The 16,180-nt window shown below is 62.1% G+C and carries 15 protein-coding genes and 1 riboswitch; of the genes, 4 read left to right on the forward strand and 11 right to left on the reverse strand.

The window, feature by feature from the left end; translation table 11 throughout:
- Positions 1-9: 9 nt before the first annotated feature.
- The 5 genes from D6Z24_RS20610 to D6Z24_RS20630 form a co-directional block, all read right to left on the reverse strand.
- The gene (locus tag D6Z24_RS20610; RefSeq protein ID WP_129127837.1) at positions 10-552 is read right to left on the reverse strand and encodes a chemotaxis protein CheW; all 543 of its coding nucleotides are present in this window, start codon (positions 550-552) and stop codon (positions 10-12) included.
- A gap of 38 nt (positions 553-590) precedes the next feature.
- Entirely contained in the window at positions 591-2,231 is a 1,641-nt protein-coding gene (locus tag D6Z24_RS20615) for a chemotaxis protein CheA (RefSeq protein ID WP_129127838.1), read from the reverse strand.
- Entirely contained in the window at positions 2,221-2,637 is a 417-nt protein-coding gene (locus tag D6Z24_RS20620; RefSeq protein ID WP_129127839.1) for a response regulator, read from the reverse strand. Before D6Z24_RS20620 ends, D6Z24_RS20615 begins: the two co-directional genes overlap by 11 nt.
- A gap of 63 nt (positions 2,638-2,700) precedes the next feature.
- A complete protein-coding gene (locus D6Z24_RS20625; RefSeq protein WP_129127840.1) occupies positions 2,701-3,117 on the reverse strand; it encodes a response regulator in 417 nt (138 codons plus the stop codon).
- Positions 3,118-3,458: 341 nt separating this feature from the next.
- Positions 3,459-4,868 carry a sigma-54-dependent transcriptional regulator gene (locus D6Z24_RS20630; RefSeq protein WP_246014707.1) on the reverse strand — a complete coding sequence of 470 codons (1,410 nt, stop codon included), beginning with the start codon at positions 4,866-4,868 and terminating at the stop codon, positions 3,459-3,461.
- A 152-nt stretch (positions 4,869-5,020) separates the two neighbouring features.
- Between D6Z24_RS20630 and D6Z24_RS20635 the strand changes: the two genes are divergently transcribed.
- On the forward strand, positions 5,021-7,642 hold the full coding sequence (locus D6Z24_RS20635; RefSeq protein ID WP_129127841.1) for a PAS domain S-box protein: 2,622 nt from the start codon (positions 5,021-5,023) through the stop codon (positions 7,640-7,642).
- A 46-nt stretch (positions 7,643-7,688) separates the two neighbouring features.
- Here D6Z24_RS20635 and D6Z24_RS20640 read toward each other — a convergent pair whose 3' ends face one another.
- Genes D6Z24_RS20640 through D6Z24_RS20660 form a run of 5 tightly spaced genes read right to left on the reverse strand, consistent with a single transcriptional unit; the run spans position 7,689 to position 12,173 of the window.
- Complete coding sequence (locus D6Z24_RS20640) at positions 7,689-8,354, reverse strand: HesA/MoeB/ThiF family protein (protein WP_129127842.1); 666 nt, start codon at positions 8,352-8,354, stop codon at positions 7,689-7,691.
- Position 8,355: 1 nt separating this feature from the next.
- A complete protein-coding gene (locus D6Z24_RS20645; RefSeq protein ID WP_129127843.1) occupies positions 8,356-8,640 on the reverse strand; it encodes a MoaD/ThiS family protein in 285 nt (94 codons plus the stop codon).
- Positions 8,641-8,652: 12 nt separating this feature from the next.
- The gene (locus D6Z24_RS20650; protein ID WP_246014708.1) at positions 8,653-9,879 is read right to left on the reverse strand and encodes an NAD(P)/FAD-dependent oxidoreductase; all 1,227 of its coding nucleotides are present in this window, start codon (positions 9,877-9,879) and stop codon (positions 8,653-8,655) included.
- Positions 9,880-9,889: 10 nt separating this feature from the next.
- Positions 9,890-11,692, reverse strand: a complete 1,803-nt coding sequence (locus D6Z24_RS20655) for an aldehyde ferredoxin oxidoreductase family protein (RefSeq protein ID WP_129127844.1) — start codon at positions 11,690-11,692, stop codon at positions 9,890-9,892.
- A gap of 1 nt (position 11,693) precedes the next feature.
- On the reverse strand, positions 11,694-12,173 hold the full coding sequence (locus D6Z24_RS20660; protein WP_129127845.1) for a 4Fe-4S dicluster domain-containing protein: 480 nt from the start codon (positions 12,171-12,173) through the stop codon (positions 11,694-11,696).
- 207 nt (positions 12,174-12,380) lie between these two features.
- A riboswitch (cyclic di-GMP riboswitch) is annotated at positions 12,381-12,457 on the forward strand.
- 72 nt (positions 12,458-12,529) lie between these two features.
- Between D6Z24_RS20660 and D6Z24_RS20665 the strand changes: the two genes are divergently transcribed.
- Complete coding sequence (locus tag D6Z24_RS20665) at positions 12,530-13,399, forward strand: response regulator (protein ID WP_129127846.1); 870 nt, start codon at positions 12,530-12,532, stop codon at positions 13,397-13,399.
- 166 nt (positions 13,400-13,565) lie between these two features.
- Here the strand turns inward: D6Z24_RS20665 and D6Z24_RS20670 are convergent, their stop codons facing one another.
- Positions 13,566-14,231, reverse strand: coding sequence for a hypothetical protein (locus D6Z24_RS20670; RefSeq protein WP_129127847.1), 666 nt, complete (start codon positions 14,229-14,231; stop codon positions 13,566-13,568).
- Between the two features lie 453 nt (positions 14,232-14,684).
- Here D6Z24_RS20670 and D6Z24_RS20675 point away from each other — a divergent pair, with 453 nt between their 5' ends.
- Both D6Z24_RS20675 and D6Z24_RS20680 read left to right on the forward strand, forming a co-directional pair.
- A complete protein-coding gene (locus tag D6Z24_RS20675) occupies positions 14,685-15,215 on the forward strand; it encodes a UpxY family transcription antiterminator (protein ID WP_162605163.1) in 531 nt (176 codons plus the stop codon).
- Positions 15,216-15,373: 158 nt separating this feature from the next.
- On the forward strand, positions 15,374-15,955 hold the full coding sequence (locus D6Z24_RS20680; protein ID WP_129127849.1) for a hypothetical protein: 582 nt from the start codon (positions 15,374-15,376) through the stop codon (positions 15,953-15,955).
- Positions 15,956-16,180: the final 225 nt, after the last annotated feature.

Consider the following 16,180-nt stretch of genomic DNA (forward strand, 5'->3'; position numbering starts at 1 on the left):
GTGCCCGTACTAGAGCAGCAGTGCCCGGTTGAGGTTCAAAATGATGATGAGGCGGCCGTCGAGTTTCCCCATGCCGCGGATGTAGCTCGCCTCGGCCGTGGTGGCGTCCTCGGGCATCTCCTCGACGAGGGAGGTCGAGAACCGGATCACCTGGCGCACCGAGTCGACGAGCATCCCAAGGCGCTTCTCGCCAAGTTCCACCACCACTATGCGCTGTTCCTCGTTCGCCTCGATTTCGGGGCGCGAGAAGCGCCGGCGCAGATCCACCACCGGGATGATCTTGCCGCGCAGGTTGATGACGCCGCTCACGTGGGGTGGAGCCCCCGGGACAGCGGTGATCCCCCCCCCGCGGATGATCTCCTGGACGCTGTTGATGTCGACCCCGTACTCCTCCTTGCCGAGCCTGAAGGTGACCAACTGCAGCGTCGCCTCCCCCTCTGCGCCGGAAGAGACCGTCACGTCCCGGTCCACCTCCAGCTGGGCCTGTTCGATGAACCGGGCCAGCACGTCCTCGGCGAGCCCGGAGCTTGGTAGGGAAAATTGCTCTGCCATGCCTTTCTCCTTTTTGAAAACTCTGACGCCTTTCGGGGTCACGTCCCCAGAATCGAGGGGATGTCCACGATGAGCGAGACCCGGCCGTCACCCAGCACGGTGCCGCCCGAGATCCCCGGGAGTTCGCCCAGGTAATCGTCCAGGCCCTTGATGACGATCTCCTGCTGGCCGACCAGCCGGTCCACCACGAGCCCTCCCCTTTTGTCGCCGCTTGCCACCACCACCACGTATTCCTGCTCCCTTTGCGCCTCGCCTTCCCGACCGAAGAAGCGGTCCAGCCGGTAAAGCGGGAGTACCCGGTCACGCAGCACGATCACCTCGCCGTTTCCCGTGTCGTGGCAATCTCCCGCCTGCACCTGGACGCTTTCGAGGACCCCGGAGAGCGGCACCGCGTAGGTCTCGCCCGCCACTTCCACCATGAGGGCGGTGATGATCGCCAGGGTCAGGGGAAGCATCATGGTGAAGGTGGTGCCGCGCCCCCCCCTTGAATCGATCTCGATGATGCCGTTTAGGGAGGTGACGATCTTTTTGACCACGTCGAGCCCGATCCCCCGCCCGGAGGTCTCGGTCACCTCGCTTCTCGTCGAGAAACCGGGGAGAAACACGAGCTGCCGCAGCTCGGCCTCCCCCATAGCGCGGGCCGCCTCCGGCTCCAGCACGCCGCGGGCCACCGCCTTGCCGCGGATCTCCTCATGGTCCATCCCCCGTCCGTCGTCGCAGACCTGGATGACGATGTGGTTGCTTTCATGGCGTGCCCTGAGCGTCAGGGTGCCGCATTCATCCTTGCCGCAGCCGCGCCGCTCGGCGGGGGTCTCGAGACCGTGGTCGACGGCGTTTCTGATCAGGTGCAAAAGGGGCTCGCCGATCTCGTCGAGGACCGTCTTGTCCAGTTCGGTATCCTCCCCTTCGAACATCAGGCGCACCCTCTTGCCGTGGGCGAGCGAGAGGTCGCGCACCAGGCGCTGGAAGCGCTGGAACACGCTCTTCACCGGCAGCATGCGCACCTTCATGATGGACTGGCGCAGGTCGTCGGTGCTCTTCACGATCAGCTGGCTCGTCTCGCTGAAGGCGCTCAAAAGCTCCCGGTCGGACACCTGCTCGCGCAGGCGCTTTTCCATGGCGGCAAGGGCGGTGCGCTGGACGACGAGCTCGCCCATGAGGTTCAAAAGCTCGTCGAGCTTTTCGAAATCGACCTTCAGGGTGCTGCTTTTCCTGGTGATGTAGCCGAACTCCGCTGCGGGCGCGGGTTGGGATGCAAGGGGGGCGGCCGCGGGCCCGGGAGCGGAGCGCAGCAGCTCGAGCGCGGTCTCTTCGCCGGTGAAATCGAAGCCGGTGTCGGGGGACTCGGCGAAGCGGGAGAGGGCAAAGCGGAGCGCGTTGACGCCGCCGTAGAGAGCGGAGAAGAAGGCGGGGCCGAGAGGCAAAAGCCCCGCCCCGAGCTCCTTCATCACTTCCTCAAGCCGGTGCACGTACTGCTGCACGGGGGAAAGCCCCATCATCCCGGAGTTCCCCTTGAGGGTATGGAGGTGCCCCTGGATCGTGGTGACCAGCTCGGGGTCGCACCCGCCCGAGGCGCGCCGCTCCAGTTCGAGGAGGCATTCCTCGACCGCGTCCAGGTGTCCCCCCGCGTCCTCGACGAAATCCCGGGCCAGGGCTGAAAAATCGCACTCACCGTTCAAAGGCCATCTCCTCCGGCTCCGGACAGGCCCCGCCCGCCTGAAGCACCCTTACGATCACCTCATGCAGCTGGCTCGGGGTGAACGGCTTGGTGAGGTACCCGCTCGCGCCGCACCTAAGCCCCTGGACGGTGTCCGCTTCGCTCCCCTCGGTGCTGACGATGATCACCGGGGTCCTCTGCGCGAGCCCCAGAAGCGAGGCCTTTTCCAGAAACTTCACCCCGTTCATGACCGGCATGTTGATGTCCAAAAGCACGAGCTGCACGTCGTCCTGCCGCACCAGGATGTCGAGCGCCTCCTGCCCGTTTCCGGCGTCCAGGATCTGGCAGCGGTAGCGCGCCAGGACCAGGTGGTACATCTGGCGGATCAGGGGAGAATCATCCACTACGAGGACTTTTTTCAGTTTCATCTGCTTTTCCCTTTCAGTGCCTCGGCAGGGCACCGGCGCAAGCCATGCCCCTTCCGGCGATGGTTAAAGGGTGGCGCAGCAGCGCTCTTCGAACCGGGGGGGCGCGGGCGAAGGGAGCACGAGTTTCCCGATCAGGTCGTGCAAAAGGGTGGGATTGAAGGGCTTCTTCACGTACCCCTTGGCGCCCAACTGCAGGCCGCGGATCGTGTCGCTTTCCTTCCCTTCGGTGCTGATGATGATGACCGGAACCCTTGCGGTGATCCCCAGCGCACCCGCCTTCTCCAGAAACTGCACCCCGTTCATGACCGGCATGTTGATGTCGAGCAGGATGAGCCCGGTGTCCCGGTGCAGGTCCAGCAGGTTGAGCGCCTCCTGACCGTTCATGGCGTCGAGGATCTCGCACTCGTAACGGTTCAGAACCAGGCGGTACATCTTGTGGATCATCTCGGAATCATCAACCACCAGCACTTTTTTAAGCATCACGCACCTCGTCGTATCCTTGTTCTTGCGCGAAACGGCGCCCTTTCCAGAAGGCACGGCACCGCAGCTTCCTCATTAAGGCAAAGGGCGTGCCATCCGGCGTAGGAAGAATTCCGTCACTGTATACGGCTAGTTGCGCCGACGGATGCGATCCGGCGGCGAGAGAAGCGGAGCAAGCTTTCTTGACAAAGGGGGGATCGGAGAGGTTTGTCCCGCGTATTACCGGGGTTTATCGAGACGAGCAAGAAAAGTTGACAGTGACAAGGTTTCTTGCCGCCGGAGGTGGTCAGGCGGGGGGCGAAACCTCCTGCGGTGGGCGAATCGTGGGGGAAAAAGGGGAATTATTTCCTGCTAATGCGCTGGTTGAGGGCCTGCCGGGTGATCCCCAGCAGCTCGGCGGCCGCACGCTGGTTGCCGCCGGAACGGCTCAAGGCGGCCCGGATCAGGCTCTGGGTGATCTCGGCCAGGGTGGGAAAACCTGCGGAGAGATCCAGCCATTCTCCCCCCTCTTCCAGGCCCGGGGCAGGCGTCGGAAGCTTCGCCCCGGTGGCGTCGCGGAAGGCGGCAACCGAAAGCGTCCCCCCCTGCTGCCGCGTCACCGCGTCGAACACCATGGCGCGCAACTCCCTCACGTTTCCCGGAAAGGAGTAGCCGGCCAGGAGGCTCGCGAGTTCGTACGGGTATCCCGGCGCCTCCCTGTGCAGCGTGCGCGCCGCCTCCTCCACGAAGGTCTCCAGAAGAAGCGGGATGTCTTCGGTGCGCTCGCGCAGGGGCGGCACGTTCACCTGGTGGGCGCAGAGACGGTAGTACAGATCGCGGCGGAAGCTCCCCTCGGAGATGGCTGCGGGTAGATCGCGGTTGGTCGCCACCACCACGCGGGCCTGGTTGGCGGCGGGGAGATCGGAGCCGAGCGGGTAGTACTCCCCTTCCTGCAGAAGCCGCAAAAGCTTCACCTGGGTGGCCGGGGAGGTCTCGCCGATCTCGTCCAGAAAGAGCGTCCCCCCGGCGGCCCGAACGATCATGCCGTCGCGCGCGTGGTCGGCGCCGGTGAAGGCCCCCTTCCTGTGCCCGAAGAGGGTGTCCGAGAAGACGTGGTCGTCCACCCCGGCGCTGTTGACCGGGACGAAGGCCCCCCGGCGTCCGCTAAGCTCATGCAGGGCGCGGGCGATCAGCTCCTTGCCGACCCCGGTCTCTCCCGTGATGAGGACCGGCTGCTCCGTGGGAGCCACCGCCTCCAGGTAGCTGAAGATCGCCTTCATGCGTGGACTTCTGGTCTTGATGGCGGAAAAGGCCTTCTCGTTCGCCGGGGCTCCGCCCAAAAGCGACTCGCGCAGCGACTCTATCTCGCGCTGCATGGCGTTTCGGTCCAGCGCCTTCCTGACGCTCGTCACGAAGCGGGTGGCGTCCACCGGCTTCACGATGTAGTCGAAGGCGCCGAGCTTCATGCAGTCGATGGCCGTTTCCAGCTCGTTCGCCGCGGTGACGATGATAACCGGGATGGCCGGGTAACTGCAGTTGAGCTCGCCGAGCATCTCCTTGCCGGATATGTGCGGCATCTGCAGGTCGAGGACGATCACCCCGGGCTCTTCCTCCATGAGCATCGGCAGCAGCTGGCGGATGTCGTCCAGGGTCTTCACCCGCGCAAAGCCTGCCTGCCGCAGCATGACCGAGGACCCGAACAGGATGTGGGGCTCGTCGTCCACCAGCAGTATCTGGTCCGCCATCCCCTTGTTTTTTCCCTGTGCTGACATGTGTGCTCCGTCGCGGCTTACTATCGGCTAATGCACATAGTCAAATGACCGTTTGCCACCTTATCGTCAAAATGTTAATAAGTAAAAGAATTTTTTATGACCATTCCCATGGCCGGTGCCCCGCGCTGGGGCGTTAGACGGCAAGGAGTACCGTGACTACGCACCGTTTTCGCAGGATACTGTCGCTGCAGTCCACCCTTCTGGCCGCCATCCCCTTCCTGCTGGTCGCCGTTTTGAACGTATTCCTGCTGCTCCCGCACATAAAGGAGGACGTGGAGTCGGGGCAACGGGAACTGGCGCGCGCCTTCGGCGTGGCCATGGACCACTACCTCTCCGCCGCGCTCACCGACGTCAAGGCGGTGGCCGCCCTCCCACTGCGCAAACCGGACTATTTCGGAGACCTCCAGGAGATCCTCGACGCCGAGGTCGAGGCGTCCGCATCGCTCAACGTGCTTTACACCGTCCTCCCGGACGGAACGATCAAGGCGGCAGGCATCCGCAAGGACCACCGCCATACCGAACGGGACCACCGCGCCCTGGAGCGGACGAGCCTCGCCCGGGACCGGCTCTTCCGCGACACCCGCCACTATGCTGGGATCGTCTGGTCCAACACCTTTTTTTCGGCACCCGGCAGGGGCGTGTCGGTCGCGGTCGGGGTCCCGAGCGGGGACCTCGTGGTGATCGGCGAGATCGACCTCGCGAAGCTGATCGGTTCCCTGCGCGACATCGCCGGGAGCACCGGGCAGGAGATCGTGCTGATCGACCACAACGGCCAGGTGATCGCCGCCAAGGATGGGACCGCCCCCTCTCCTCCCCGCTTTCTGGGCGACATCCCGCTGGTGCGCCGCGGACTCCTCTCGGAAAAGCCGGTGAGCGGCGAGTTCACCCTCAAGGGGCGCACCCTGGTGGGAACCATGATGAAGTCCACGCACATGGGGTGGTACGTCCTGGTGACCCAGCCGGTGCAGACCGCCTACCGTTCCGTGGTCATCACCACGCGCAACGTGGCCGCCGGGGCGCTTGCCGCCCTGCTCCTCGCCCTTTCCGCCTCGCTCTTTCTTGCCCGCCGCCTCTCGCGCCGCCTGGAGGAACTGGCCGCCTTCGCCCGCAGGGTGGCCGGCGGCGAGAGGTCTCCCCGCTGGCAAAAGGGGGATATCGCCGAGGTCGAGCAGTTGGCGGAAGACCTGCAGAGCATGGCGAACGAGATCCAGCACCGGGAACAGCAGCTCATGGAAAGCGAGAGGCTCCTGCGCTCCATCACCGACCACGCCTTCCACTACCAGGGGCTTCTCACCCCCGACGGGACCCTGGTCGACGCGAACCGCACCGCGCTCGCCCTCATCGGAGCCGAGAAGGAGGCGGTCTTGGGCCTCCCCTACTGGGACACCCCGTGGTGGAACCACGACGCCGAACTGCGCAAGCGGCTGCGCACCTCGATATCGATCGGCGCGCAGGGGGTCCCGGCCCGCTTCGGGGCCACACACCTGGACCAGGAGGGGGGGGTACACCACATCGACTTCTCACTCTCCCCGATCCGCGACGAGGAGGGGGCGGTGATCTACCTGATCGCCGAGGGGCGCGACATCACCGACTTCGCCCAGGCGAAGAGCGAACTGAAGGAGAGCGAGGAGCGCTTCTACCAGGTCTTCGTGCAGAACGACGACCCCGTCATCCTCATGAAGCTTGAGACCCTGCAGGTGATCGACGCAAACCCCGCGGCACTGGCGCTCTACGGGCTGCGCCACGAAGAACTGCCGCGCCTCGACGTGAAGTCGCTGATCGAAGCGGGGGACCTGGAGAGAATCAGGGGGGCGCTCGCCCACCACGACGGCTCGCAGGGGGTCCTGCAGCGGGCGGTGAGCTACAAGGCGGGGGGCGAAAAGATCGTGATCTCCTTCAGGGGAACACGGATCAGGCTCAAAGACGAGGAGCTCGTGCTCTGCTCCATCCGCGACATCTCCGAAAAGCTCCGGCTCGAGGATGAGATCCGGGCCACCCAGGCGAAGCTGATCCAGACCAACAAGATGAGCTCGCTTGGGATGCTCGTCTCCAGCGTGGCGCACGAGATCAACAACCCGAACCATTGCATCTCCATAAACAACACCGTGCTCACCCAGATCGTGAGGGACGCCCTGGTCCGCCTGCTGGCGCTGAGGGAGGAGGAGGGGAACTTCAGCCTCGGCGGCTTCCCCTACGACGAGGTACTGGAGATGGTCCCCAAGCTGCATGACGGCATCAGGGAAGGGTCGCTGCAGATCGACAAGATCGTGCGGGACATGAAGAACTTCAGCAAGCCCGCCGAGCTGGACATGCAGGGGACCATCGAGGTGAACCGCTCGGTGGAGAATGCCGCCTCGATCCTGTGGCACCATATCCAGCGCCACACGGACAACTGCCGCCTGGAGCTCGCACGGGACCTTCCCGCGGTGCAGGGGAGCCAGCAGCAGATCGACCAGGTGGTGATCAACCTGGTCATGAACGCGCTGCAGTCGCTGCCCGACAAGAACAGCGGTGTGCTGATCCGGACATGGTGCGACCTTGAGCGGACGACGGTGAACCTGAGTGTCGAGGATCAGGGGAGCGGCATGTCGGAGGAGGTGCTCGCGCGGTTGACCGAGCCGTTTTTCACCATGAGAATCGATAAAGGGGGGACCGGGCTCGGACTGTACATCTCTTCCTCCATCGTCAAAGAGCATGGCGGCAGCCTGGAATTCGAATCAACACCGGGGAGAGGCACGAGGGTCACCATGCGCCTCCCCATCCTGAAGGATTAGGCGAGAGACCTGTAAGCGGCCATCAAAATAATGGCTTCGGTGAAAATCAGACGTCGAGGAAGGATAGGGAAAGGTCGACGAGATCGACCACCAGGAAGCGGTCGAGAAGCTTGGCTGAGCCCCCGATGACGTGGCAAAGCTCACTGCACATGAGCCCCGCTATGACGAAGACGCTGTAAGGGCTCACCTCTATCGCCCCCGCCGGCTGCACGCTCCCCGCGTAGATCTCGTTCAGCGGCTGCGACTCCCCTTTCACCAGGGTCAGCACCTGCCCGCGGTCCCCCTGCACACCACCGTGGACCAAGCGGCATCCGGCAGGCAGCGCGTCCCAGAGCGCGAAACGACCCTCGTAGTTGTCGAGACAGTCGGCGACGAGCGGGACACCGCCGGGAACGGCGAAACCGCAGCCGATCCTCTCCTCGCGAACCACGATTTCCACGGTCGAATTGATCGCCTGAAGACGCTCCCGCGCCACGAGCACCTTTTTCCTGCCGAGATCGCACTCCCCGTAGAGGCTCTGGCGGTGCAGGTCCTCAAGGGCCACCGCACCATCGTCAACGAGAAGCAGGCGCCCCACCCCCGCGCGCGCCATGATCTGGCACACCGTGGCTCCAAGCCCGCCTACGCCTGCAACGAGGAGCTCGCTCTCCCCTATCAGGCGCTGCCGCTCATCACCCCAGAAAAGCCGCTGCCTCGCGTAACGCTCCTCCATGCTACCCTCCGGCACCGGGTGGAAAGAGCGCCAGGACGTCCCCGTCCCGCACCGGCGTCTCAAGCCTGTCCAGGTGCAGGATGTTGCGCCGGTTCAAAAGGATGATGGTTCCCGTGTGCAGCATGCAGCGGTCGTCGACGAGTTTGTGGGTCACCGGAATCCGCTCGCCGGCCTGGAAGCGCGCGAGAAGCGCCCCCACGGTATCCCCCTCGCGCCAGGGGAGTTCCACGGACTCCCTTCCCCCAAGCATCATGCGCAACGTTCCGTAAATGCGAAGAAGCACCATGAGCGCGGCCCCTCAGGCGATCTGCCGCATGAAGCCCGCGTACCGGTTCTCCCCCTGCAGCGCCCGCTTCCCCGGAAACGGCAGTCGCGCGCGCACCATCTGGTAGTAGAGCCCGGAATCGTTGGTCTCCCCGACCACCACGGCGCCGATCACCCGGTCCCTCTCGTCGAGAAACACCTTGCGGAACCGCCCCGCGGCTGGCGAGCCGTGCACGATAGAGCGCGGCGCCTCGTCGGAACAGAACCCGATGGCCGCCACCTCGAGGCCGAAGACCTCGGTGATGTTGTTTTTCATGCTCCCTTCATAGACGTGCTCCAGCCCGAGCATGTTGCAGGCCGCCACCTCCCCCTGCTCGACGGCGGTGATCCAGTTACCCTGCACCGTCGTCTCCCCGGTGACGAAGTCCTTCCCTTCGGCCGCGTCCCCGGCTGCGTACACGTTGGGGATCGAGGTGCGGCACCGCGCGTCGATGAGGATGCCGTCTTTCACGGCAAGCCCCGCCCCGGCGGCGAGCCTGGTGTTCGGGATCACCCCCTTCCCCACGACGAGGGCATCGGTAGCGAGCGTCCCTCCCGAGGCTAGGGTTAGTTGCAGCCGCTCCCCTTCCCGAACCTCTGCGATCTCGTCGTGTTTGTGCAGGGTTACACCGGCGGTACCGAAGTGCTCCTCCAAAAGCGCCGCCGACTCCGCGTCGAGCAGACGGCTGAAGATGCGCCCCGAGGCGACGATCAGGTGCCGTTCAACGTCCCGGGAGAGATGGGAAAGCACCGGCACGCTCACGAGCCCCGCGCCGAGCGCGGTGACGCTCCTGGCCGGTTGCAAAAGGGACGCGAGCTTCTCCGCGTCCGCCATGTGCCTGAGCGTACTGATGCGCCGGGAACCGGTTTTGAAGGGGCGCGCCTCGCTCCCCATGGCAAGCAGGAGCGAGCCGAACCTGAGCGTCGTGCCGTCCGAAAGGCCGAGCTCGCGGCGCTCGGGGTCGAGGGAGACGGCGCTTTTGCCGAAGAACGTCGTCACCCCCATCCCGTCGTAGAAGGGGAGATCCACGATGTAGAGGTTCTCCCGGGGCGTCTTCCCCCCGATGAAATACGGGGTGAGCACCCGGGAGTAGGCGGGACAAGCCTCCCGGTCCACGAGCGCTACGCGCACCGTGCGGTTGTGGCGGCGTATTGTCCTTATCGCCTGGAGTCCCGCCGCGCTGTTGCCGACGATCACGATGTCGAACTGCAACATGGTCATCCCTTGCCCCCTATGCAAGCCCCAGCGACTTCACCTTCTCCGCCGTCGGAATCCCCTTCTCCCATCCACGCACGTCGTAGTATTCCGCCAGCATCTCAGGCAGGTGCGACACCGCCCCCTTCATCGGGCCGTCCGGCAAAGGCTCCTCGAGGATGCGTTTCGGGAGGGTGTCCTGGGACGGGTCGATCCCGGCCTTCAGGTTGAACAGGCGCTCCAGGGTATAGATCCGGTCGCCGATTTCCATCATCTGCTCGTCGGAATAGCCGCTGCCGGTCGCCGCGTTGAAAAGCCTGGTCACCTGCGGAATGCCGATACCGAAGGTGGTGAAAAGGCATACCCCGGCGGAGTCAACCACCGCGGTCACGTCCTGGAACGCCTTCGCCCATACCGCCTTTCCGGCCACCGCCTCGGGATCGAGCTTCTCCGGGACGCCGAGGATTTCCGGGGAGACCAGATAGCCGCGCACGTGGCACGCACCGCGGTTACTGGTCGCGTACTCGAGCCCCATCCCCTGGATCGCCCTGCCGTCGTAGGCGGGGAACTCCTGCTTCTTCACCGACATGGAAAGCTCCGGCGCACCGCAGCTTTCCGCGAGACGGTAGGAACCAAGCCCCGCCCTGACACCGAAGCCTTCCCCCTTGCCGGTCATCTCCACGAGCTTGACCATCGCGTCCCCGTCGCCGAACTTAAGCGGCATCCCGGTCTCGGCGTCGCCGAGCAGGCCGCGCTCGTAGAGCTCCATGGCGCATGCCACCGTCGACCCCATGGTGATGGTGTCCATGCCGTACTCGTCGCAGAGGTAGTTCGCCTGGACGATGGCAGCGAGGTCCGAGACGCCGCAGGCAGCACCGAGCGACCAGAGCGTTTCGTACTCCGGCCCCTCCCCGGTACCAGAGAAGCGCGGGTCGGCAAGCCTGGTCACCCGCCCGCAGGCGATGACGCACCCCATGCACCCCTTGTTGCGCTTCAGATAGGTCTGCGCCAGGCGCTCGCCCGAGATATCCTCGGCCTTGTCGAAAGTCCCGCATTGCGAGTTGCGCGTCGGCATCGCGCCGCTCTGGTTGATGATGTTGACGAGGACCGCCGTCCCGAGCGCCGGGAGCCCCTCCGAGGTCACCGGATGCTGGCGCAGCATCTTCATGGTGTCGCGGGCCGCGGCGCGGAAGGCGGCGTTGTCTGCGGTCGCCACGCCACCGGTGCCGCGCACCGCCACGGCTTTAAGGTTCTTGCTCCCCATGACCGCACCGACGCCGCTGCGTCCGGCGGCCCGGTGCTTGTCGTTCACGATGCAGGCGTAGTGCACGAGCGACTCGCCGGCGGGGCCGATGCAGGCGACCTTGGCGTCGCCGTGGAATTCGGCGCGGATGGCGTCCTCGGTCTCGGCGGTGGTCTTCCCCCAGAGATGTCCCGCGTCGGCGAGCTCCGCCTCGCCGTTTTTGATCTTCAGGTAAACCGGGCTCTCCGCCTTCCCCTCGATGATGACGAGGTCGTACCCCGCGTACTTAAGCTCGCAGGGGAAGTACCCCCCCGAGTTGGAACAGGCGATGGTCCCGGTGAGCGGCGACTTCGTCACCACCATGTACCGGCCGTTCGCGGCGCCGTAGGTCCCGGTGAGCGGGCCGGTGGCGAGGATCAGCTTGTTTTCGGCGGAAAATGGGTCGACGGTCGCATCGACCTCGCTGGTTAAGTATTTGGAAGCAAGTCCGCGCCCCCCGATGAAGGCGGCCGCCCACTCCATGTTGAGGGGCTCAACGGTACAGCTCTTGTCGGTCAGATTCACACGCAGCACTTTGCCATGCCAGCCGTTTCCCATATCACACCTCCCCCTGGCCGTCTTTCATCGTTCTCGCGAATCTCAGCACCTTCTCCCTCAGCGGCAGATCCTCCTCGGAATACTGCAGGCAATGGGTCGGGCAGAAGGCGACGCACTCGGGGAAATCAGGGCCGCACAGGTTGCACTTGTCCGCTTTACCGGTCTCGTCCAGGTACTTGATCATCCCGAAGGGGCAGGCGCTGACGCATGTTCTGCACCCTACGCACTTCATCTCGTCCACGGTGACGATGCCCGACGCCATGTCCTTCTCTATGGCCCCCTTCGGACACGCCTTCATGCACCACGGCTCGTTGCACTGCATGCAGGTCACCGTGATGAACTGGGCTTCCTCCATGAACACCTCGTTGATGATGCGGGACTTGCTCGGCGCGAATTCGCCGCGATGCCTGAAGGAACAGGCCATCTCGCAGCTCTTGCAGCCGATGCACTTGGACGGCTCGATGCGAATCAGCTTTTGCATGATGCGACCTCCCTGAGTGAAAGTTTAACAACTATTACATAGAACCGGAAAAACTCCAGCTTGTGAGAGTACCCGAATCACAGAGCTATTCGTTGTCCTGATCGGTCAGGATCGGCGTCCGGAAGAAGTATGTCATTACCGCATCTTGTTTCATCTTGACAAAAGAAGGCCTATGAGTGTAAGCATAATGAAAATAATTTCAGCGATAAACGACAATACTAAACCATTCGCGAGAGTGGGGCGGAAAGCCTAAAGGGTCTCCAAGAGACAGCCGGGTTGCCGAAGTATCCAATGCGATATTCAGCCCCGGCTTTTTTGTGTCCAGAAGAGAAGCCGGAGCTACCAGGGAGGCCCCGATGAACCCACCAAATCAGGCGGCACAACAAGGCCAAGGGAGTTCCAGGAAGAAGCTGGGCGAGATTTTCGTGGAGCAGGGGATCCTGTCCGCCCTGACGGTGGAAAGGCTCGTTGCGTACGCCCGCAAGAAGGGAAAACGATTCGGGACCGTACTCGAAGAACTGGAACTGGTGACGCCGGACGAGCTTGCCGAGGCCCTTGCGCGGCAGCACAACCAGAAGTTCCTGGGCGACTTTCACCGCCACAGGTTTTCCGACGAACTGCTCAAGATGATTCCGCCCAAGGTGGCCATGGCGAACCTCGTCTTCCCGCTGAAGCTGCAGGGGAACAGGCTTGCCGTCGCGACCAGCGATCCCACCCTGCGCGATGTGCTGCAGGCCATCGAGAAAGAGCACGGCGTGACGGTAATGCCGTACGTCTCCACGCGGCGGGAGATCATGACCGCGATCAAGCTGCACTACCTGAAATCGACCCCGGCCGCAGCCGGCGACAGGAAAGCCGTGCTCGTCGTCGATGACGACAAGGCGGTGAGCAGCTTCATCTCCGCATCGCTTAGGCGCAAGGGTTATCATGCCGTGTGCGCCGGCGACGGCATGGAAGCCTTCCGCGAAATCATGTCGAACCGCTTCGACCTCGTGATCACCGACAAGGAGATGCCCAAGCTGAACGGTTACGCCGTTCTGGAGAGCCTGCGCACCTTCCCCGAAACCGAGAAAGTGCCCGTGATCCTGATCACCTCCACCGCCACGGTGGACGAGGAGGCTACCGCACTCAAGCGCGGCTTTTTCGATTTCATCCCGAAGCCGCTGCGCGAAGCCACCCTCGCCGTGAAAGTAGAGCGCGCCCTCGCCATGGCTGAGACGTATTAAGCGGCGCCGGTGCGCAGCCAGAGCGAAGGCTTTGGTCGAAGCATTGACTCATATGCTTGCGAGCACTGACAGTCAAAGAAAAACGAGGCCGCCGAATTCGGCGGCCTCGTTGGTGGGCAAGTTTTCCAGCACGCTTGCGGTTACCCGACTCTTTGGAACTGGGACCTCAGCTTTGCATCCGCCTCCTGACACCTAGCAGTCCGAGAAGGCCGCTGGCGAGCAGCCAGGCCGTCGCTGGGATAGGTGTTGTAGCGTAGAACGTGTCACCGGTCAGGGGTAGGACGTGAGCGGCCAGGAAGTTATCTTTGGCATTGAGCGCTATGATTTGGCTCAGGTCGGTTAGGTTCAGGCCATCCCACGTCAGGGTGAGGGTGACTCCATCAACGGCTCCCGCAAGCCCTTCGCTGCCAATCATGGAAAAGGTGTAGTTGAAAACGCCAAGACCATCCATGTTCCGTTCGGTGGGATTGTTGTAAAGCCCCCCAGGGTCACTGGTCCAACTGACCGTAGCTGGATCAGGAATCAGATTCAGGCCTATGGCGCCGAGTTTGTAACCATCGTAGGCGTCGAAAGTAAAGGTTGCCGTCGGACCGGAAACAGCGGCCGTTACGGTAGCGTATGGCCCTCCCGTAAGGCCGATGTTGCTGGTGCTCAAGGTATAGCTGTCAGAGCTCAATGCTAGTGCAGTAGTTGGTATGATCGTGAGGCAGGCGACCAATGTGAGGATGTTTCGAAATGACCATTTCATATTATCCTCCATCTGTTCACGAAGCCAGTTTGGTGTTGAAAATACTGTAATGATTACGGTAAACAACGGGCCGCGCACGGCCATCCCCAATCGCCACCACCACCTTTCATTTCGTACACGGCGTTTAGCATGCATGCTGGACTTGCCCACACAAGCATTGAACCACGTTTCAAAATGAGAGTCGCAGATGGATCCGACTTCTGTGTGTAAACAGGGTGTTATGGTCTCATCACTTTCTGTGTGACTCACAAAGTTTACCAAGATGCCGAGCCCATTCTATCCTCCCGCTTTCACTTTGCAAGCATGAGGTCAGCAGGCCCCATCGTAGTCACTTTTCACAGCCTTGCGTCTTTTTTTCTCACAGTGGAGCGGTTTGACAACGTGGGTTTGCTATCTAGAATTGCGTCAAATGAGCTGCTAAATCCATTACCAAAAGGCAGAATTGCAACTACATTCAACAGGCGGCCCGCGCTCCGACTGACGCTCTACTGAACCGTAGAGCACTCCCTCCAAGGGTCGGTCATCAGGAGACAGCCTTTGATACTCCCAGTAGACAGAGCGACGGGCGGATCTGCCGCATGGTTCGCCTTGTACGTGAAAGCGCACCACGAATTTGTTGTGCAAAAGCACGTTTGGGAAAAAGGATTTGAAGTATACCTCCCTACCATAAACAGGATGCGGCACTGGAAAGACAGGATAAAACGCATCGATTCCCCCTTTTTCCCCGGCTACCTCTTCACCCGATTGCTTCCCGTACATGACCAGTTTTTGGATTTATTGAAAACGCAAGGTGTCATCCGCATCCTTTCAACGGTCCCGGGGACACCCACTCCGGTGCCAGAAGCGCAGATCGCCGCCCTGAAGATCCTGCTGGCAAACGATCGTGAGCTGGACGTCCATCCGGAGCTGGAGCCTGGGAAGGTCGTGCGGATAACCAGAGGTCCCTTGAAGGGCGTGGAAGGATGCATATGTAGAAAGAACGGCCAGTTGTTCCTGCACGTAAACGTGACGATCATGGGAAGATGCGTTGCCGTGAAGATGTATCAGGATGAAGTGGAACTGGCCTAGGACAAAAGCCGACTCTGAGAAGTAGCCCCCTCCCCCATAGCGATGCAACGCTCGGCCATTCGGCAGGAGTTACCGAATGTGACTGACACGGCGAAGCTATACCCCTCCCCTCCCTATAAGTGCAATACTTTCCTCTCTGGAAGGAAGGAGTGCATGTCATGCTGAATCTGTCGAGACGCCCTCTCGGGAAGCTGTTAGTCGATGGCAAGCTTCTATCCCCGCATAACCTCGAAAGCGCCCTGACAAACCTAAAGCGCACCAAGGAACTATTGGGACAGACACTTGTCAGGATGGGGGTACTGACGTCGCCAGAGGTCGATATCACCCTTCACCTGCAAGGACACCTAAACCACATCGAGGACGCGGTAAAGGTTGCGGCAGGAGAGCGTCGGTTGCTTGGTGCCCTGCTAGTCGAGTCCGGCCAGATCGGCAGCGGACAGCTCGACCAGGCGATTGCCGAACAAAAGCGCAGCGGGGAGAGGCTGGGTGAGGTGTTTATCCGCCTCGGCCTGCTCACCAGGAGGCAGCTAACCGCCCTACTTGATTTTCAGCAGAGCCAGGATGCCACCGCCGAAAGCCCTTTAAGACTTGGAGAACTACTCGTTGCCACCGGGTACATCTCCCGCGAACAACTGGAACATGCGTGTGAGGGATTAGCTATGACCACAACAATAAATGGCCTCAGTTCTTGGGGAAGAGTAAAAATATTGTGTGTGTGTTACTTACAGCAATACTATTAACCATGTGCTGCACAGCTAGGGCTTTAGCAGTTGATTATTATGTCAGTTCATCGTTAGGATCAGACAATAATTCTGGGTTGTATCCTGATACACCATGGAAATCGCTGTACAAACTCAATCACACGATATTGAGTCCAGGCGACCATATATATCTGAAAAAAGGTGATGTTTGGCGCGAAGGCCCAGGCATAATTATTTCGTATTCAGGTAATTCTAGCAACAGCA

Origin of the sequence: Geomonas oryzae, assembly GCF_004117875.1 — a bacterium.
GTDB classification, from domain to species: Bacteria; Desulfobacterota; Desulfuromonadia; order Geobacterales; family Geobacteraceae; genus Geomonas; species Geomonas oryzae.

Coding starts and splice junctions, on each gene's coding strand:
- D6Z24_RS20670 (WP_129127847.1), bottom strand. CDS start 14,231: ATGGCCGTGCGCGGCCCGTTGTTTACCGTAATCATTACAGTATTTTCA.
- D6Z24_RS20680 (WP_129127849.1), top strand. CDS start 15,374: ATGCTGAATCTGTCGAGACGCCCTCTCGGGAAGCTGTTAGTCGATGGC.
- D6Z24_RS20645 (WP_129127843.1), bottom strand. CDS start 8,640: ATGGTGCTTCTTCGCATTTACGGAACGTTGCGCATGATGCTTGGGGGA.
- D6Z24_RS20620 (WP_129127839.1), bottom strand. CDS start 2,637: ATGAAACTGAAAAAAGTCCTCGTAGTGGATGATTCTCCCCTGATCCGC.
- D6Z24_RS20640 (WP_129127842.1), bottom strand. CDS start 8,354: ATGGAGGAGCGTTACGCGAGGCAGCGGCTTTTCTGGGGTGATGAGCGG.
- D6Z24_RS20660 (WP_129127845.1), bottom strand. CDS start 12,173: ATGCAAAAGCTGATTCGCATCGAGCCGTCCAAGTGCATCGGCTGCAAG.
- D6Z24_RS20655 (WP_129127844.1), bottom strand. CDS start 11,692: ATGGGAAACGGCTGGCATGGCAAAGTGCTGCGTGTGAATCTGACCGAC.
- D6Z24_RS20610 (WP_129127837.1), bottom strand. CDS start 552: ATGGCAGAGCAATTTTCCCTACCAAGCTCCGGGCTCGCCGAGGACGTG.
- D6Z24_RS20630 (WP_246014707.1), bottom strand. CDS start 4,868: ATGTCAGCACAGGGAAAAAACAAGGGGATGGCGGACCAGATACTGCTG.
- D6Z24_RS20650 (WP_246014708.1), bottom strand. CDS start 9,879: ATGACCATGTTGCAGTTCGACATCGTGATCGTCGGCAACAGCGCGGCG.
- D6Z24_RS20625 (WP_129127840.1), bottom strand. CDS start 3,117: ATGCTTAAAAAAGTGCTGGTGGTTGATGATTCCGAGATGATCCACAAG.
- D6Z24_RS20665 (WP_129127846.1), top strand. CDS start 12,530: ATGAACCCACCAAATCAGGCGGCACAACAAGGCCAAGGGAGTTCCAGG.